General features: G+C 35.5%; 16 protein-coding genes. 2 read left to right on the plus strand and 14 right to left on the minus strand.

The window, feature by feature from the left end; genetic code table 11:
- Positions 1-523: 523 nt before the first annotated feature.
- The 6 genes from BD809_RS02320 to BD809_RS02345 all read right to left on the minus strand — a co-directional run bounded on the left by BD809_RS02320 (position 524) and on the right by BD809_RS02345 (position 6612).
- Positions 524-937 (minus strand): hypothetical protein, encoded by a 414-nt coding sequence (locus BD809_RS02320; protein WP_148781339.1) that lies wholly within the window; start codon positions 935-937, stop codon positions 524-526.
- A 30-nt stretch (positions 938-967) separates the two neighbouring features.
- Positions 968-1642, minus strand: coding sequence for a hypothetical protein (locus tag BD809_RS02325; RefSeq protein ID WP_148781340.1), 675 nt, complete (start codon positions 1640-1642; stop codon positions 968-970).
- A gap of 123 nt (positions 1643-1765) precedes the next feature.
- Positions 1766-2422, minus strand: a complete 657-nt coding sequence (locus BD809_RS02330) for a hypothetical protein (RefSeq protein WP_148781341.1) — start codon at positions 2420-2422, stop codon at positions 1766-1768.
- Positions 2423-2618: 196 nt separating this feature from the next.
- Positions 2619-5126 (minus strand): TonB-dependent receptor, encoded by a 2508-nt coding sequence (locus BD809_RS02335; protein ID WP_148781342.1) that lies wholly within the window; start codon positions 5124-5126, stop codon positions 2619-2621.
- Positions 5119-6033, minus strand: coding sequence for a FecR family protein (locus tag BD809_RS02340; RefSeq protein ID WP_148781343.1), 915 nt, complete (start codon positions 6031-6033; stop codon positions 5119-5121). Before BD809_RS02340 ends, BD809_RS02335 begins: the two co-directional genes overlap by 8 nt.
- A gap of 63 nt (positions 6034-6096) precedes the next feature.
- Positions 6097-6612: an RNA polymerase sigma factor gene (locus BD809_RS02345; RefSeq protein ID WP_148781344.1), complete on the minus strand. Its 516-nt coding sequence runs from the start codon at positions 6610-6612 to the stop codon at positions 6097-6099.
- 110 nt (positions 6613-6722) lie between these two features.
- Here BD809_RS02345 and BD809_RS02350 point away from each other — a divergent pair, with 110 nt between their 5' ends.
- Both BD809_RS02350 and BD809_RS02355 read left to right on the plus strand, forming a co-directional pair.
- The gene (locus BD809_RS02350) at positions 6723-7793 is read left to right on the plus strand and encodes a hypothetical protein (RefSeq protein WP_148781345.1); all 1071 of its coding nucleotides are present in this window, start codon (positions 6723-6725) and stop codon (positions 7791-7793) included.
- A 235-nt stretch (positions 7794-8028) separates the two neighbouring features.
- Positions 8029-9774 (plus strand): hypothetical protein, encoded by a 1746-nt coding sequence (locus BD809_RS02355; RefSeq protein ID WP_148781346.1) that lies wholly within the window; start codon positions 8029-8031, stop codon positions 9772-9774.
- Between the two features lie 90 nt (positions 9775-9864).
- On the opposite strand, the gene BD809_RS02360 is transcribed toward BD809_RS02355, so the two are convergent.
- The 8 genes from BD809_RS02360 to BD809_RS02395 form a co-directional block, all read right to left on the minus strand.
- Positions 9865-11925: an N-acetylmuramoyl-L-alanine amidase gene (locus tag BD809_RS02360; protein WP_148781347.1), complete on the minus strand. Its 2061-nt coding sequence runs from the start codon at positions 11923-11925 to the stop codon at positions 9865-9867.
- Positions 11926-12443: 518 nt separating this feature from the next.
- Positions 12444-13076 carry a TlpA family protein disulfide reductase gene (locus tag BD809_RS02365; RefSeq protein ID WP_148781348.1) on the minus strand — a complete coding sequence of 211 codons (633 nt, stop codon included), beginning with the start codon at positions 13074-13076 and terminating at the stop codon, positions 12444-12446.
- Between the two features lie 10 nt (positions 13077-13086).
- A complete protein-coding gene (locus tag BD809_RS02370; RefSeq protein ID WP_148781349.1) occupies positions 13087-14745 on the minus strand; it encodes a bifunctional metallophosphatase/5'-nucleotidase in 1659 nt (552 codons plus the stop codon).
- Positions 14746-14771: 26 nt separating this feature from the next.
- A complete protein-coding gene (locus BD809_RS02375; protein WP_148781350.1) occupies positions 14772-15197 on the minus strand; it encodes a sulfur reduction protein DsrE in 426 nt (141 codons plus the stop codon).
- Positions 15198-15203: 6 nt separating this feature from the next.
- Complete coding sequence (locus BD809_RS02380) at positions 15204-15602, minus strand: DoxX family protein (protein ID WP_148781351.1); 399 nt, start codon at positions 15600-15602, stop codon at positions 15204-15206.
- 136 nt (positions 15603-15738) lie between these two features.
- Complete coding sequence (locus tag BD809_RS02385) at positions 15739-16038, minus strand: hypothetical protein (RefSeq protein WP_246131396.1); 300 nt, start codon at positions 16036-16038, stop codon at positions 15739-15741.
- 213 nt (positions 16039-16251) lie between these two features.
- The gene (locus tag BD809_RS02390; RefSeq protein ID WP_148781353.1) at positions 16252-16998 is read right to left on the minus strand and encodes a LytR/AlgR family response regulator transcription factor; all 747 of its coding nucleotides are present in this window, start codon (positions 16996-16998) and stop codon (positions 16252-16254) included.
- Between the two features lie 2 nt (positions 16999-17000).
- The gene (locus BD809_RS02395; protein WP_148781354.1) at positions 17001-20132 is read right to left on the minus strand and encodes a ligand-binding sensor domain-containing protein; all 3132 of its coding nucleotides are present in this window, start codon (positions 20130-20132) and stop codon (positions 17001-17003) included.
- Positions 20133-20235 lie beyond the last annotated feature (103 nt).

A 20235-nucleotide genomic window follows, 5' to 3' on the forward strand; every position in this document is an offset into this window, starting at 1 on the left:
TTGAATTGAATCGGAATCTGTATCATTTTGCTACAAATGAACTTCATAATTATTAAACCACATAGAGTTCAATCTCAAAAGAACCTGAAGGTCACTGGTTCGAGTCCAGTTCTCGCGACAAAGTAAACCTCTTGAGAAATTAAGAGGTTTTTGTTTTTGGAGGCAGTAATTTTATTTTAACTTTCAAACCATACAAAAGATGCAATGCGTCAAGCAGGAAGGGCATGATTTGTGTAAGCTTCCCTTTAACGGCCAACGAGTAAGGCGATTTAGTTCAGTTCCCGCTACTTTTATTTTTAGACCTTGTGAATATTTATTTTATAAAGGTTTTTGTTTATTCTGTAACTTATGAATTACTATTAAATTTTTTGATATTCAATTTTTAAAAAATTTGTTAAAGCCAAAAGTCTAGATTGGGTTTGGGAGAAAAACTATGTAAGTAAAAGCTTATGACAGGATTCTTATGTGATTTGAAAAAGGGGCATTAACGCCCCCTAATCAATATAAAAACAGAATTTTTGATTTAATTTCCAGCACTTACCGAAAAGCTTCCGTCACCACTAAAGTTTGTCACGGTAATGGTAACTGTCCATTCACCAGCAGTACCTGCAGACGTAACACCCGAGAATGAATCTGGCTCGGGAGTGTTTCCTAATGTTCTATTCAATACTTCTGTTCCATCAGCATCTTTAATGTTCATTAAAAGGACTCCCGATGCAGTAGCCGTTATATCAGCATTATAATCTGCGGTAGTTCGAGCATTTTGCCATGTAAAAGTTTCTGAGGCAGTCCCGCCATTACCCGTAAAATCACCTCCTAAATCACCTGTGGTTTCAGAATTAATTGTGATCTGAGCGGTAGGCCCATCATCATCACTACAAGCAATAAATAAGGTTAAGGTTAATGCGAATAAAGAAAATTTAAGTATATTTTTCATAGTATAAAATTTATTTAAGCTTGTTATTTTTTATTTAAAAACAGATTCTGTAGATACATCCAATCTATCTGCTACAAGATCAAATATAGCTTCATTACTTCTTTCACTTATAATCATAATTCCATCTGAATTAACAGTAGCATTATCTAAAGCGGTATTGGATACAACACTAAACCAGATATTTGGATCAAATAAGATTTTAGAAAGTAGCGAAGTATTTTCTTCAATACTAACCTGTTGCGAAGTTTCTGCCTCGAAAACTTCGCCCGAGTTAAACTCAAAGCGAATCGAGACTTCAGATCCATCGGTACGAATATAGATCCCTTCCATTACAATACCAGGTTGGCTATCTTCATCCCGAAGCTTTACTTCTAGGTTAACAAAGGTGTAATCGCCAGCGGGGATGATAATGTCGTCAAGGCTCGGATTAGCAATACCTGTCGCAAAGTCAATTTGTGAAAATCGCTCTACAGTTCTACTAATGGATGTACCCCTTTGCAAGGTGCCGTCAAAGACAATTTCACTTACCCACACATACCCCGAGGAAAAGACTAATTTTCCGGAAGTTATACCAGAACTTTGATCTTTCAGTTCAGCAGAAATTTTTAAAATTGCATTTCCTGAACCAATCTCATCATCACTACTACAACCTGTAACACCAACCAGTACTAAAAAAACTAATATTAAATAAGTTAAATTTTTCATATTGCTTGATTTTATGGTTTTAGAACAACGCAGCTTTCTTGTTAATTTCTCAAAATTGAAAAAGGCCGTCTAATATAGTTTGAAGATCTCGACGGCCTTTATTCCCCCTAAAACAAGTTTTAATTATTCAAATTCTGATTCTGTACTCTCGTCAAGACGGTCAGCAACTAAATCGAAAATTCCTTGGTTACTGGTTCCACTAATTACAATTACCCCGTCAGCATTTACTGTTGCATTATCAAGAGCGTCATTAGGAACTACACTAAACCAGATATTTGGATCAAAAACAATTCTGGAAAGTACTGTTTCTCCATCTAAAATTGTCACTGGCTTTTCATACTCAGCTTCAAAAGTTTCTCCTGAGTTATATTCAAAGCGAATAGGTGCTTGAGAACCATCTGTACGAGTATAGGTTCCTTCCATAACTATTGAAGGCTGAGCATCTTCATCTCTCAATTCTACTTCTAACTCCAATTCTACAAAATCTCCTGTTGGAATTACAATATCATCTAAACTTGGTGTTGCTACTCCTGTGGCAAGATCAATTTTTGAAGAACGTTTTACTTCAACCTCAATAGAGTCACCAGAAGCATAATGTCCTTCAAATTCAACTTCGGTAAGCCAGATATATCCGGAAGTGAATTTTAAGCTGTTAACCATTTTATTGGCTGTAAATGCGTAACCTGCAGTTACGTTTAATGTACTTTCTTGATTTGAATCATCGTCACTACAAGAGAGTACAAGGGCAAAAGACATAAGTAGATAAGCTAATTTTTTCATGATATTTTGATTTAATTATTGTTACTGTTTATAAAACAACTTATATCAGAAAAGTGACCCCTGGAAATTTTGTTTTTTTTGATAAAAGGAGTTTTTAAGTTGTTATTTATTGATAATGAGGTGTTTGTTTTGTATTTTTTTTATAATTAATTTAATATAATTAATAAGAAGTAACGAGTCAAATGTAACCTAACTACTAAAAAGATACTTTTATAACAGCATTTGTTGTTAACTCAAGAGCGTTTTGAATCACCTCTTGCGGGAAATTAATATCGGTGAATTCATAATAATTGCTAAGTTCACTTTGTTGGTTAGTGAGATTCCAAATAGAAAAACCTGTATGCATCTTAACTGTATTGGTTACATTAAAATCATAGGTTACAGAAGCATCGAATCGTAAATACTCTGAAAGCACTTTGCTGTTTACAGGTTGGTAATTGATCCTGTTATCAATTACTTCGTTACCTGGTACCGGTCTTGTGGTAGGTTTTCCCGTTCGCCAGTTCAACCCTGCAGAAACCTTAAATCCTTTTTCATTATAATTTGCACCCAATGCGATAATATGCCTAATGTTAAGGTTGCTTGGAAAAGTATCTTCCTGAAGCGTTTTGAAAGTATAGTTATTGTCTGCGTATGAGTAGCTCAACCAACCGCTAAATTGATGAATTTTTTTATTTAAAATAAAGTCAATCCCCGCAATTTGATACGAGCCGATTGCCTGGCTACGCTCATATTGATTTCTGAACTCCTGGCTCTGTGCCACAATTCCATCCACATTTTTAATGTAGGTTTCTATATTGCATAACCAGCTTTTGTTCTTATAAGTTAGTCCAAGGGAGCCTTGTTTACTTTTTAGTATAGGAACTTCATTCTGATTAGACAAAATCCATCTTCTTTTTTCAACTCCCAGAAAATCAGATTGAAAGTCGATGGTCTGTGTCATAGTTTGATTTTTAAATTCTCCTGCCACATCTATTATAAAACGATTGGATAATCTTTGGTTAAAATGAATTCTGGGTGCAAAAATAAATTCTTCAAAAGGATCAATGTAGTTGAGTCTAATACCACCTTTTAAATGGCTGCCTCGCCAAGGAGTATAGTCAATTTGAGTAAACACAGCATGTTTCCGGATTAGATCTTTTCCAAAAAGTCGTGAAAAAGGACTATCGGTTTCTTCGAGGTTAGACACTCCCGTCTCTACAAATTCATATCCGCTATGTAGATATAACCCTTCTTTTAATGTGAGATCCGATATAACTTTAATGCCACTCTCTAAAACTTTATTTTCCTGTGTGAGTTTCTGATCATTTAAGATATCAACGTTTTCAGCTCTCAATCTGTATGTTACTCCATAAAATTCAATAGTTGTACTTAATTCTTCATTCCAATTTCTTTGATATGTTATGCTTCCACCTAAATTTCTTTGGGTGCTGCTACTTTCCCGAGATTGCTCCTCATTGTTGATAAAAGCACTTTCTAAAAAAGAAAAATTATTATCCATTGCGATTAGACTTGCCTTTACTTTATCATTAGGTGTCACATCATACAAAAGCACTGTCCCAATATCAAAAAAGCGAAAATTATCACTGGCTTCAATTACATTGGACTCATTGCTAACAACTTCTGTGTTTTGAAAGGCTTTTTCGAAGTAATTCTGATAGGTGCGAGTTTCTAAAATATCGTTATAAGATCGTCGTCCGGAAATTTGCAATGAAGCTTTTTTACCCAAAGGAATATCAATGCTACCATCAACATTTATAAAATTAACCCCTATTGAAGCTCCAAACTCTGAAGAGCGTGCATTCTTACTTTGCATTTGAATTGAGCCGGACACACCATCAGTTAAAGAAGCTGGTGTCCCATTTTTAATTAGGGTGGTCGTATGTATAAGATTTGGGTCAAAAGCAGAGATATAGCTAAAAAAATGACCGGATTGATACATTTTTATCCCGTTCCAGGTAATCAAATTCTGATCATGTGTTCCTCCTCGTATGTTTATATTGGTAACCGTTTCATCAAAACTATTAATGCCTGGTAACGTCTGAATAGTTTGAAGTGCATCATTCTCAATGAGTCCTGGCAGAATCCCAAATTGATCGTAATTTATATAAAGGGAGCCTTCTGTAGTTTTGTTAATCCCTTGAGTAAGATAGTTTTCAATAATTATCGTTTCAAGCTCTTCTGTTTTTGGTAATAAATAAAGGGTTTCGCACCCTCTTTTTTTGAATTGATCTACACTTTTGAGCAATGGATTGTACCCCAAATGTCGAACATAAACAGAATCATTGGCCTTAACTTGGTCAAGCTCAAAATAGCCCTTGAAATTGCTTATTATAAATGTTTCAGAAGTTTTGATAGTTACATTTTGCAAAGGTTCGTTGGTTTCAAAGTCTCGGATAATACCACATATCAAAATTTTTGAAACTTCCTTGCTAATAATAGTTATAAATTTACTTTCTAGGGTATTAAATACCAAGTTAGTATTGTTTTCTAAGTATTTTATGGTGTCAACGAAATTAAGTTCAGTGTCAGGTGGTATTACTAGCACAGTATTTACATCTTCATTTGCGTAAGAAAAATTGCATTGAAAACGCTTTTCAACATCAATTAGTACTTCTTGAAGCGGTAACTTTTCTTGACAATAACTTTTAAAGATGTTGAAAAAAATGACAATGATTACAAAGAAGTTATACTTGTTAATCATTCTTAAATGTAAACATTTTTACAGAGTTTTCTTTCTCTTCAAAGCTCAATTTAAAAGGCTGTGTAATAGATTGAAGGGCTAACGATTTATTATCATGAACAAAACTTCCCGAAAATATTTTTGAGGTGTCAAAACCTTGAATAGAAACTTTAGTATTGTATTGTCTCTCGAATTCTTCAATGACTAATTCAAAAGGAACGCTTTCAAAATTACTTTTACCATTTATCCAAGAAGGACTTGCTAACAAAGTGTTGTTTTGCTGAATCCTTCCATCTAATAATCGAATGGTTTCCCCGGGCTTTAATTTCGTGGTCTCCTTATTTATTGTAACACTTACCAGACCTTCAAAGCATTTCACTTCAAAATAATCTTTTCTTTGCTTTACATTAAACTGAGTCCCTAAAACGGTTACAGTACCCATCTTTGTAGTGACATCAAATTTGGCACCTTTAGCAACTTTGAAGTAGGCTTCCCCTTTTAATTTTACTTCTCTGTTTATTTGCCAAGTGTCTTTATCATATTGTAATGAAGATGCAGCATTTAAAGAAACCTCTGAAGCATCCGGTAACGCTATGGTTTTATTCTGAGCAGCAATCGTTTGGATCTTGGTACTATCATCATTAAAAAGAGTGAAATACACTCCAAAAATAATGGCAAATACTGCGGCAATTCTAAGTAGTGGGTACATCCGGCTTTTTGCAGTCCCTTTAGTAGTTGCATTATCCAATCTGGACCTGAGATCTATAAAACCTTTTTCTTTGTTAACCTTTAAGGGGGGCTTAAAGAATTCTGCATGCTCATATAATTTCTGATAGGAATCATATTCTTCAATCTTTTTAAACTCCTGAAGTTCTTCTTCACTTAGCTCTCCTTCTAACCATTTTACTATTAATTCTTCTTTTTTCATACTATCCCTTTTGTATATACAACAACTAACTATGTTTTAATTACCCCATAAAACATACAGAAATTAAATTCCATCAATTTCTTTTCTTAAGTTTTCAACTGCCATGTATAACCTTTTTCGTACTGCTCTAACCGTAAGATCGAGTATTTCTGCTATTTCTTGGTGCTTTTTACCTTCCACACGACTCATCAAAAAAACCACACGTTGCGCTTCTGAAAGTTTCGATAATGCATTTTGATACTTTGCTAGGTATTGTTTTTTTTCCAGTATAAATTCCGGATCTTCATTCGTGTAATCTTTCGGTTTTATTTCACGGTATTTTAAAACTACCTTTTGATGTTTGATCTCATTAAGCATTAAATTATTTGCTACTGTAAAGAGAAAACTCTTGGCTTTATCCGGTGCCACATCTTTGCAATGCTCCCAAAGTTTCACAAACGATTCCTGAGCTTTATCATGAGGATCCAGTAACTCACCATATTTGTAGTAAAGAAAATTAGTGATATCCTGTATGTATTTGTTGTAGATCCTGGAAAACAAATTTTCCTCACATACAGTATCGTTAATTTTTTTATCCATATTTTGGGATGAATTTGGAGCAATTTAGGAAAAATTAACAAATCCAACAGGGCATTTATTCATTTTGAGTTGTTTATATAATAGAGTTTGTTGAATTATTAATAAAGAATATGAACATTTTAAGAAGTATTTTCAGACTGATCTTTGTATCATTTATTTGTTCACTAGTAATTGGTTGTCAGGATAATGAACCGGAAACTTTGGAAGTGCAGGAGGAGAATGTATTTCAAACCAACTCACAGTTGGCAAATCTTATCCAGAAGATCTCACTAAGCGATGGTTCTAAAGATAACATCATTGATAATGCTAACTGTGTTTCCATTCTTTTGCCTATCACTGTTACAGTTAATGATACGTTACTTACTGTTAAGAATGAGGATGATTTTCAATTGATTGAAAATATTTATGAAGACTCTGATTCAAATACTGATGTTTTAATAATTAAATTTCCAATTACAATTACGTTAGAAGATCATATGCAGCAAATAGTCGCAGACCAAAATGAATTGGAAGTCTATGTAAATCAATGTAATGGTGAAAACGAACTTGACGATGATATTGAATGTGTGAACTTCAAATATCCATTAGAACTCAAAGTAGCTGTCATCGGAAGATCTGTTCCCAATACCTTCAACATTGTAACTGATAAAGAACTATATGACTTCCTTGAAAATGCAGAAGAGGAAACTATTATTAGTTTAACATTTCCTATTACCTTAATCAACTCTAATGATGAAGAAATTACAATTAGCAATTTAGATGAATTAGAAAACTATATCGAAGAAGTCATGGACGATTGTGATGAAGATGATGACTTTGATTACAATGATGATGATAGCATGGTATTGGCTGATTTTCTCACTAATGGAAACTGGATTGTTGATGAGTATAGTGAAAAGGAAGAGGATCTTACTGTAAATTATTCAAACTATGTTTTTAAGTTTGAGACAGATGGTACAGTTTCTGCAAATAACGGACAGCAAGTAGTACCAGGCTCTTGGTTAATAGACTCCTCAAATCCGGCGAGCCAACGATTTATTCTAAATTTTGAAGCGATTTCCCCATTTGAAGCTCTCAGCCAAGAGTGGTTGATAGAAGAAAGTGAAGTGGGACTACTTGCATTGCGGGTAGGTAGTGAGCTAACAGATGACCTTCGAATATTAGTTTTTGAAAAACCGTGATTAGGTGCTTTTTAATTTTCATTAAGAAGATTTAAGAAAAAGAATTTTTGTGTGACGCCTATATATTGGCTAATCTGAAAAGAAATAATCCCTTACATCTCATGCAACCTCAATTATAGAAACAAAAAGTAATTCAAACCATTTGTAGCTTCCAAAATTTCGTTAATTAACTTAGTTTAAACAGAATATAGAAATTTCAAGTAATAAATTGCATATCAACCAAAAATTTGTTGATATGAAAAAATTTAGTCTAGCTTTGAGCTTTATTTTGATAAGTAATACTATGTACTCTCAAGAGTTGGAGTCTAGTAATTTCGCGGAAGCCATAATAAGTCCACAATTTTTTATTACTGTAATAGCTGGAGTAATTCTTGCATTGGGTTTTCAATTTATACTTACTGCACTTTCGGTAGCAGTGGGGATTAGTGCTATTGGGGATGTTAAAAAATCTTATGTAAAAAGTAAAAATCATACTTCAGGTAAAGATCATTTTGATGATAATGAAAATAATGATAATGAAAAAGATGGGATGACTACGAGAACACTTGTTACCACAACTTTTGGGATTTGGAGCACACTTACGGTTGCTATTTCACTATTTGGAGCGACTGCTCTTGCCATGAATTTAAGTTTGATAGCGAATCCATTAATTGGTACCACCCTTGCTTTAGTTATATGGGCTACTTTTTTTATTCTTTTATTCTATCTAGAGAGTAAAGTGGTTAATACTATAATTGGCGGCCTGATAAATGCTGCGACATCTGGTTTACGATCCTCTGCCAGTACTGTCAAACAAATGTTCGTCCCATCTGATGCAAAGAAAATCGAACATATTGCAGATCATACAATAGAAAAAGTTAGAAAAGAATTTAACAAAGGATTCGATTCTGATATGCTGAACAGTGCAGTGGATGACTTTTTTGAGAAATTCGACAAAAAAGTTCCTAATTATGACAAAGTAAAACAAGATATTGAGAATATTGTTGAGAACTCGGTGGAGAAATCGAATAAACAGAATCGTTCAAATAGTGGTGGTGGTAGTACGGCGAAATGGATGACTGTGCAAAGTGTACTCAACAGTGCGATAAATGAATCATCCAAAAATAATACTGAGGAAGGTCAAAATAAGACTGATCAACTCAAGCGTTTATTTAGGGAGTTGAAGGAAGCTTACGAGGGCGGCCAGAATAAAGAAGAAAAAGCTCAAAAAGTGATCGCTAAACTAACCTCTGTAGATGAAGAAGAAGTTGATAAGTATATTGATAAAGTGAAAGAATTTATTTCTCTAAATAGCTCTAATGACATGGACATTGATGAGCTGGGTCGACGTATAAAGGAGATAGTGAAAAACCCGAAAGTGGAAGCCTCTAAATTAGGAGAAAAAATGGGTGAGTTAGATCGTACGGCAATAATAGACTTCCTTTCAGAGAGCACCTCATTGGAGAAATTTCAATTAGATAGCTATGCTGAAAAAATTGATCGGGTTCTCCGAAATATTCAAGGAGAGCTTAATGATGATGATTCAGATTCAGTTATCAAAGATATCAAAATGCAAGCAGAGAATATTATAAACAATTTTAAAGGAGAAAGTGATAATTCGGGTTTTGATTTTGCACAATTAAGTACAATTTTACAAAATAAAATGGATGATCAGAAAGAAAATCTAGATGATATTAAAAGAAAACTTTCCAATATAAATAAGGATGATGTTATCTCATGGGTAACAAACAATACTAAAATTGATAGAAAAGACATTGATAGTGTCGTAAATTCTTTCGAGAATGCGAAAACTAAAGTTCTACACAACATCCAAAGTATAGAAGATTCTGCACGTGAAAAATTAAAAGTTGTAGAAAGGAAAGCAATCATACAGGCAGAGCACGCTAGAGAAACAGCAGCTGCAGCTGCTTGGTGGTTAGTTGTAAGTGCTATAATATCAGCTTGTGCAGCAATTGGAGGTAGTATGCTAACCATATTCTAAGTTTGCAAAATTTGTGAATAGATAAAATGAAGTAGGCTGTCTAAGAGGCGGCCTACTTCATTTTATACATTTTTCTACTTTGATCTCCCGCTATTTTTTTAGAAGTTTTATCGTTTCTCTCTCCGTTCCGGTTGATAGGTTTAGAATATATAATCCCGGAGATAACTGATTCGTGGACGTTGAGATGTCAAGGTTGCCTTGCCCCTGGGGGATATAGCTTTTAGGGAGCTTGGAGATTAAATTTCCCTGCGTATCATAAATAGTAATCTCTACAGCACTATCCTCTCGTTGATTCCACGCGAGAATTGCTTTATCGCTAACTTCATTGGGATAAAGCGTTACACTACTCGGTTGTGTTCGCGCCAACGTTCCAGCAGTATTCAAAGTTATATCAAGGTTACCGGGCTGCGACCAGTTACCGGCTTCGTCTCTCACCATACTTTTAATCTTTCCGTTAGTGGTTCTAAGATCATTTGTATTATCCAGAGACCCAGCGGTGATTAATGCACTCCCGGTTGATCGGAACTTTGACACCTTTACATCATCAAATAGTACCGATGTTTTATTTGTTCGCAGTGAGATGGCTACTCCTGATGGTATTGGGCTACTATCCACCCAAGTAAGTAGAGATTCCTTGTTTTTCCAGACTTGTAGCACTCCGTACGCCGGACTATAGGTAACCCGATACGCAGCCCAGTTATTATCTAAAGATACATCGGCAATAGCTCTAGTGTACAATGCGTTATTTACGGTTTCATAAATCCGAACTTTGTTGTCCTCTCCACTAAACCATATAAGATACGAGTTCCCGCGTTGACTCAAGGTTGCATCAGAAGCCATTATATGCATTCCGAACTTGCGAGGACCCGTTGTTGAAGTTACTTTGGCAGCAAATTCATAGAGATAAGGTAATCCAGAGTCCTGAATTAAATAAGAACTCCATAGGGTATTATCAGAAGTTGTATTAGTTTGATTTAATCTTCCATTTGTCACAGTCCAACTTCCGGCACCTTTATCATACACACCAAAATCCTGATCAAAATTTTCATTAAAAAAACCATTTGTTCTATTTGCGAGATAACTGGTGCCATATTTTTCTAACACTTGATAAAATCTTCTGGTTACTCCAATATTATCGTTGTCAGAAAAGTTGACAGTAAAATCTCCGGTTTGTGTGTTGCCTCCAACAGCAGTTATTGAGGTGGTAGGGGGTGTGGTGTCACCGGAACAACCATTGGAAACCAAAAGATTTACTCCATTTCTGATGCTGGGCATAGAGGCGTATCCTCCATTACCGGGACATACGGTACAACCCGCGTCACGATGACCGGCGATATGTTTCAACGATGCATTTACAGAGTAATGATAGGAAGCTCCTAAAGGATCAATAGTTTCTTTATTCGCTTTCCAGGCTAATAAATCTTTTAGCGCAGTTTGTGTAGCTGCTGTGGGACTTATAGAAGAATAATCACCTAGCATACATATTCCCATAGTGTTTCTGTTTTTACCACAAAAGTGAGCGCCAATTGCATTGTCTCCTCCAGCTCTACCTTCATAAATTGTTCCGTTAGGATCTACCAGAAAGTTATATCCTATATCTGACCACCCGTTACCATTGATATGATAATTTTGTATAGAACGTACTCTGGCAGCCCAGTCATTACTGGAGTTTGATCCATACTCATGGTGTAAAATAAGATGAGAAACAGTAGAGGTTGACGCAGGATTTCTATAGATTGCTCCCCATTGACTTCTGCTTACAACAGTAGGTTTTGAACATACAGCTCTAGCTTGACTTTTGGTTGTTTGCAATATATTCTTCTGCGTAGTTTTCGGTGTTTTTCCAGGACTATAATGAAACAATTGAACATCGGTAAGCGTCATATCGTCTACGGTTTGATCAAAGGAAACTTTATACTGAATGTATTTCGTTTTCTTATCCAGAAACATCATTTTTGAGGTTATGCGACTACTGGTTTGCTCCTGATGCCCATCAAAAACGGCAGTTTCCCATGCGGACCAGGATTTTCCGTTTTTTGAAGTTCGATAGCTCAATTTACTGCTGGTGTAAGCTAGATTGATTCCTTCCCATACAGTATAGACCGAAATAAAAGGTTTTGGTTTTTTTAAGTTAATTTTTACAGGTTTCAAAATAAGTTCTGTTTCCTCCTGTGCAGTTTGTTTTATAGCTAAGCCAGTTGCTTTTTTGGTGAATTTACCAGTGTTGAGAACGCTGTTTTCTTTGGATAAATCGATTCTGATATTAGTGGAACCTTCTCCTCTGAAGAAGGATCTTTTTTCTTGCCCAAAAGTTGTTAAAGCTATAAATAGACAACTTATAAAGCTTAGTAGAATTTTATTTGTGATACGAAATAGTTGGGGTTTATATTAGGTAAACTAAAATCGGAAAAATAAGAGCGATACTCTGACTGTTTTATAAAAAATTATTGTTGTTAAATATCAAAATTTCAAAGGTTTAACCTCATTTTCAATGATAAAAAGATGAAATATATACAACCATATATTATTGATTCAAACTGTATAATTGAGAGGATCTGAATAAGCTTTAAATTAATTTTAGATAGTGCATAGTTTTTATTGGTATTGAAAATCTCCCTAATGGAGCGGATGAATGCATTCATTTTTTCCGCTCCATTTCAGGAGATTCTTTATTTTAAACTTCTCAAAAATTCTCTAAACTCATCAGTACCATAGTCGGCCATGCCTTTATGTGTCAAAACCAAATTGCCAGCCGCATCAATTATATAGGTTGTTGGTAATGCGGATGATTGAAACATGGCGGGAAGATTACTCCCAGGAGCGTAAATAGGTAAGTTATAACCCTTACGCTTATCAAAATCTTTAGCCTTTTCAAAATCGTCATCGAAGGACAACATTACAAAAGCAACTTCATCGCCCATTTCTTCGTGCAACGTATCTATGCTTGGCATTTCAGCAACGCAGGGCGGGCACCAAGTTGCCCAAAAATTCAAGAAGATTACTTTGCCTTTAAAATCTTCCAGGGAGCCTGGTTTGCCATCCCTGTCAATCAATTTCAGTTTCAAATCTGCCTTTATGAGATTTGATGTTACTGGCACATCCTGATTATTTTGATTGTTCCTTATTTGGGCTATTTCTTCTACATCTGGATTCATCAAGCCGGTAGCGAGCAATCCACGTTGTGCAAAACCGATAACTTCGGTATGCATACCGGTTGCGTAAAGTGCTATGGCCGCTACGGCAAATACTCCATATTGAATCCACGTTTTTCTCTTGTTCTTTGATATTTGATTTGTTTTCATAATCTATATTTTATTGAAAGGTATAATCGGTTGTAGGAACCGTCGAAAAAGAATAGGTTCCGAGATATTCGCAATACGCTCTCCCTTCCAAAGTTGGCGATACTGGCGAATGTTTCTTTAGATATTCTTCAACAACCTCATGTATAGTATACTTCTTAACTTCAATATCCTTGACATTTGGCATCCTACATAAATTATCCAACGGATCACCTGGTCGTACACAGGCAGAGATGGTATAATACTCATCCTCTTGCATTGGCTCTCCGTTTACAGTTATGGAAGAAATACGTTTACCCATCTTGTTTTTACTATTAAAATTTACCTTCATTCCTGAAAAACGCACCAACCAACCACCAAAACGTTCTGTCGGATTTTGGGAAAAGGCATTGTGCATTTCTTTCTCTAACCAATTTTTTATCTGTTGGCCCGTAGCCTTTCCTGTTTTTAGTTTTTCGTTTACCGGAAGCAAATTCCATAGGTTTGCTCTGGTAATAGGCGCAGGTTTTTCATTTTCTGGTACGATGGGGTTCCCAAATCGAAATCCGTTTGAAATAGCTATATCAGCACCAGTTTTCCATCGGGCAGCATCAGTAATCATATTATCCATGGGATTTTCAACAGTTAAATATCTGTAGAGAGGGGTGCTCGTATAACCAATCACGGTTTCTAAATGGCTCTTATAAGGAGCTTTTTTCTTATCTATAAGTGACTGTATTGTTTTGTCTGCCGGAAACACCTTCGGATCCACCTCAATAAGCTCATAATCATCACCTACCAATTCACCATCGACAAAATGCAGTGCCAATTTTCCTACAAAGGAACCAAAAGCACCAGGTTCGGTTACCTTTGCGAATTTGCCTGTAATGGGTTTTCTTACCCGTTCGTGGGTATCATTCCCTAAAATATAGTCTGCGTTTTCGGCAATGGGATTATTGGCGAGTTCTACTTGTTTAAAAATTCCAATATGTGTTACTAAAAAGAGTACATCCAAGTCTTCTTTGGTCTTTAACTCATCCACCTGCTTTTTCAAATCTTTGGTAAGGCCACTAAAGGTAATCCCTCTACTGAAAATTGGATTTTGCCTAACCGGAACGTCAGGGTCGTTTATGCCCATAAACCCAATGCGAATACCATTTATTTCTTTAATGGAATAAGCAGGAAACAAAGGTGCTTCACTTTTTTCGTGATACATATTCTGTGCAATGACATCTGTGTCATAAGCTTGCATAATGTCCATCATGATGTTTTTGCCATAGACAACTTCCCAATTGCCAGGTATGATAACATCATATCCCATTTCTTTTATTATTTCAGACATGATTTTTCCATTCGATAGAGCGGTGTAACCACTACCCTGAATTAGGTCACCACCATCGACAATGAGGGTGGTGTTTGGGTTTTTTTGACGTTCCTGCTCAAAAAGGGTTTTGATGTTGGCAAGGCCACCACGGTCTTTAAAAACTATTTTTTCATCTTCCCAAAATAATTCTGGATGTGTGTCGAGCTGTCCGTGAATATCTGCTGTTTGTAGTACGGTAATACTCAAAGTATCCTTTGATATGGCAGGATTGTTCACCATCTTAGACGTATCCGTCTTACACGCAACTGTAACGGTCAAAACTCCGATGAGTCCAAGGGTTGACACAATAGTTCTACTACATATTTTCATAAGTGTATGTTTTATTCTTTTCATCATTAAAGGCTAATACTTTTATACCCCTTTTTCTGAAGTTGAAAGTTGTGAAGAATTCCGTTTTCAACAACCTCAATTTCTTCGGGAATTTTGGTTTTATCGACTTGAAATTTATTAATCGAAAAACCACAAGCAACAAGTTGAACACCTGCTTTTGTGGCTTTTTCAATAAAACCGTTTATTTTTTCGGGATCTGTAATATCTCCAATTTCTTTTCCGCAGATGATAACTTGAAAATCGCCAAAAGCCTTGCTGTCTTCAACCTTGAGAGCTTCAGCTGTCATAATGATGGGTTGTAATTGAGGTATTTTTTTGGTAAGTACAACATAATTTTGCTTTATGTTTCCCTCAGTATGTTGAGCGTGAAGCTGTGCGCTACTAAAAAGACTTAGCAGTAAAAGCGCTGAACTAAAAAAGAGTGTTTTCATTTTGATTTATTTTAAAAGATTATCGGTGTCGTTCATTATAAAAAATGAAAGTCCACCTAAAATTGCAATGTTTTTGAAAAGTGGCCCAAGGGTAGTAATTTGACCTACTTGAACCGTTAATGTGATCGGAATTAGCACCATCATGAGGATAATGGCTGCCCATTTTGTCTTATATCCAATAAGGAAAATAAAACCAGCCGCAAGCATTACGATACCTGAAAGCGCTATAAGCCATTCCGGTTCCCCAAAAAAATGGGCAATACCGTTAAAACTTGCTTTTTCTATTCTGCTAGCTGTTTTCTCAGTATTGAGCAAATGATTCGCACCGGCTACTAAGAAAATACCACTAACTAATATGCGTAAAAGTTGTATGGAACGACGATTAATTAAAATTTTGTCAGTCATAAAATTGTGTTAGAAAGTTGATAAATGATGTATGTTGCACGCGTTTTTCTAGTCTATATCATAGCCTATTTAACCTTTTGAAATGTGAATTTTTAAAAGGGTACTAAAGTAACGCGTCCATCTATCTATGGAACAATTATATGAAACGGGGAGGGGGAGAAATATTCTCCAAATAGCGATAGCTTAACCTTGAAGTAAAAAATGAATTAACTTCAGGAACTGGGTTCGGGTTATTTACTTCCCAAGAGGATATGTGAAATTGAAATAGCGGAGTACAATAACCATTGAGAGCAACCACTTGTATAGAAGAAATATCAATTTGCGAAAAATCAGCAGTATCCTTCACTAATTTTGGAGAATTTTCTTTTTTACATTTGGGATTAAAAAAAGCAATATCATTTCCGTTAAATACCAGATTTAACCAATTCGAATCCATGGCAACAAATTTTACCATAAAGATCGTAATCAATAGAATTGCTATGTAGTTTTTTATTTTCACGAATGGAACAAAAATAATGGATTACCCGATGGGCGTATGTAACTTTTGTTACTCAGCTACGTTAAAATTTCCTTTATTTTCTTAATTTAAAGACACAGTCACTAGTACACAAGCATCTTTTTATCTAGATAATTATACCACCAAAATGAATTAATGCATCGTATCCAAAATCTCAATAACCTCAGATTTCTTACGAATGGAAACCGGTACCCGTTCTCCATTTTTGAGCAGCAAGTATCCACCTTCTGTTTTGATATATGCGCTGATATATTGTAGGTTGAGCAAATGACTTTGATGAACACGTAAGAACTGATAATTTTTCAGGAGCTCTGCAAAATGTTTTAATGTTTTGGTAACAAATACCTTTTCACCCTCAACCAAGTGAAAAATAGTATTGTTACTATCGGATTCACAACGTACGATATCATCAAGATTGACAATACTAATTTTATCTAAGGTATGCAGGCTGATTTTATCCGGCTTTTGTTCGGGTGCCGACAGCGTATATTTAAGAATGTCCAAACGCTCTTTTGTAGGCTGTAATTGTTCCTTAGCACGTTCAATAGCCTGACTTAGTTCCTCATTAGAGTAAGGTTTTAGTACGTAATCGATCGCTGCAAAACGAAAAGCACGAATAGCAAACTCATCGCTTGCTGTAACGAATATGATTTTCGACTTTAGATTAGGAAATATTTCTAAAATATCAAAACCGGTTCCATCTCCAAGCATGATATCCAAAAATAGAATATCAGGTTCCTTCTTGCGTAATGCTTTGGCTGCTTCGACCACACTTTGTGCAGTGTCGATGATCTGTATATCGTTGTGATTGGTTTCAATATCACTTTTAAGGAGCTGAAGCGCATCAAACATGTCTTCAACTATAATCGCTGTAAGCATAATTAATAGTCTGTGGTTACCGGAATTTTAAAAGAGATTTCTGTTCCTCCAATACTTTTGTCGTCTAGGACTATTTCCTTAATTTTCAGTGTTCCTTTACCCGTAATTGAATCCAAACGCTCCCGCGTAACCGTTAGTGCCATAGATTGATGATCCGTTTTAGTCTTACTGTTATTAGATTGAAATATTCCCACACCGTTATCAATAATCGTACAATGTAAAAAATCATTTTTAATCTCAAATCGTAATTGAAGATTTCCTTTTTGCTTTCCCTTCAATATTCCATGTCGGATGGCATTCTCTACAAACGGCTGAATAAGCATTGGCGGAATAAGCACCTCTTCTGTATCGATCTCCTCTTCCAAGTGAAACTGGTATAAAAAAGGTTTGCTGGCCATCAACTGTTCAACCTCAATATAGTTTTTTAAGGTTTTGATTTCCTGGTCTAAGGTAATATAATCTTTTCTTGAATTGTATAAAGTTTCGCGTAACAATGTAGCAAAACTATTAATTGTACTATTCATTTTAGCAGGATTACTGGTTCCCATAGCTTTGATACCGTTGAGTACATTAAAGATAAAATGTGGGTTCATTTGGAGTCTCAAGGCTTTATGTTCTAAGGTAAGCAGATGATTTTGCATTTGCAGTTTTTCCTGTATAGCGAGGTTTTTTTGTTTGAGTTTTGAAAGATACCATAGTGTCCAGAGGGAAATCAAGACGATAGCCGTGGCTAACATGGAATAAATAAACCAGGTTTTCTTATAGATCGGACTGTCAATAAAGAATTGTAATGAGATGGGTTTGCTTTCTTTCCAACGGTAATTTCTGGATTGCGCAGTAAACAAATGATCACCATAAGCTAAACCAGCCAAATTCTGTTTATTTTCTTTGGTCCATGGACTCCAGATAGCATTGTCTAATCTAAAACGATATTCAATTTCGTTAGGGTGATCAATATCAACAGTCTGATAGCTTAGGGTAAGTTGAGTCTGGGTAGGTTTTAACTGTAAAACCTGTGATTCATTTTGCCACCGAGTCCAATTAATAGAATCAACACTCTTATAAGCCACTTCTACATCTTCAAAATAAAGTTTGGGAGGAGTAATTTTTTTAGAAGCCTGTCCTAATTGATACTTTGATAAACCATAAATAGCTCCAAACCACAGGTTGCCTTCCGCATCTTTATCAATAGCATTGAGGCAAGTTTCTATACCTAAAAAACCATCATTACGATCATAATGGTACAAATCCACGATTTCGTTATATTTGTTAAGTATAATTTTATCTACGCCACGCTCAGTTCCTACCCATAAGTTTCCATCATTATCGAATATCATTTGATAGATGTTGTTGGAAAATGGATTTTTGACTCCCTTAAGCTTAGTGAACTTGAGATCATCAGCAGTTAGATCTCCGTGCCAAATGCCTCTTCCTGCTGTGCCTAAATACATAGTGTTATTATGAAAAAGTATGCTGCTTATAGCAACACGCTGCGGTAAGGGATTCGTAAAATGTTTTATTCTATTTCCTTTTAAATACCCTAATTGTCCATTTTGGGTAGCGTACCACAGCTTACCTGATGGATCGGCTTTTAAATCCCGAATCAGTAGATCGTCAATACCGTTGCGGGTACTGAAAAATTTGAGTCTTCTGATCCGTTTTTTATTAAAATCATAGGTGAACCTAAAGATTCCGGATGAGTATGAAGCTACCCAGACCGTATCATTACGAGCATAAATACTACGAATCCACTCTGATGGCAGACCCGAATTTTTATTTAATATATGGGCTGTAAAGGAGGTAGTGACCAAGGTATCAATGGTTGGAAACTTCTTATTGCTGCTATCAATTACTATACTATCCCTCTGTTGAAGTTCTTTTAATAAAATTCCTTTACCATCCGTACCAGCCCAGATATTACCAGAACCATCACTGGTAATAGTTTTGATTTTTGTTGAAATTAATTCATCTTCCAAGGGAATAGATTGTACGCTCAATGAATCAATTTTAACCAGACCCGCTTCAGAGTTCGAAGCCCAAATATTGGCGTCAGTCGCATGTACCGCATACACCCGGTTTCCTTTTAAACCGTTTTGTTGATTATAATGGGTGAAATTATTAAAGTAATATTTATAAAATCCCGCACCCGAGGTAGCGATCCAAATATTTCCGTTGCGGTCGTTCACTACTTTACGAATATGGGAAACACCCAGGCCAGTTTCTCGGTTAATATTGCTAATAATATTATAAGTGTCTGGATCTACCCTATAAATTCCATTGTTATCAGAAGACATCCACAATTCATTCGTATTTTGTCTGGAGATAGCATTAATGCGTAAAGGTTGTCTTACGGCTAGCCCTAAACGATATTTTGAATTTAAATCGAACACAAAAAAACCTGTGTTAAAAGCAGAAGCATATAATTTGTGCCCATACCTATGAAGTGCTGTAAAGTTTTTAGACACTTTCTTTTTTAAATTTTTCGATTCTTTATCTAATGTTGTAGTGGTCCACAGACCTTTGCTGGTGGCAATCCAATAGCGTTTTCCGTCATACAAAATATCATTAATTATGCTGGTATTGATATCAGCATTTAGGCTTAGCTTTAGCATGCCGTGATCTACGTGATACGAGTATAGACCCACGTTAGTAGCGAGGAGCGTGCTGTGCTGAAAACGAAAAATTTTATTTACTCTGGGACCTTCACTGTTAATAAATGAGTCTTTATATTTTATTGAAAGTCCGCGTTTTGTACCAATAAACAAGCTGTCATTATAAAATTTCAGCGAATGAATATAATTTGAGAGCAAGCCATCACTTTCATTCCAGGTAGTAAATTGCTCTCCGTCAAATCGGGAAAGACCACCCCCTTGAGTACCTAGCCATAAGTATCCGATTTCATCTTGTGTAATATCATAAACTTGTGATTGCGGCAATCCGTCTTCTAAGGCATAACCACGAAGCTGATATTCTTGTGCAGTTACTATTCCATAAAATAGAGAGAAAAAACAAAATACAACAGCAGTAGTTATATGTGGTAATTTCAAATGCGCGATAGTTCCTTTATACATTGTAAAAAGTAGATTCGCAACCGAGTAGGTTCGGTTGTAACTACAAATATAGGGTAACTCCATTTACAAAAAAAGTGAGTTAAAAATGGTTGGATAATTAGATATACTATGTGCTGAGTATAACGTTTTGTTGCTTTTACTTGATAGCAATTTTTTATTTGGTGTA

It is taken from the genome of Aquimarina intermedia (genome assembly GCF_008124785.1).
Taxonomy (GTDB): domain Bacteria; phylum Bacteroidota; class Bacteroidia; order Flavobacteriales; family Flavobacteriaceae; genus Aquimarina; species Aquimarina intermedia.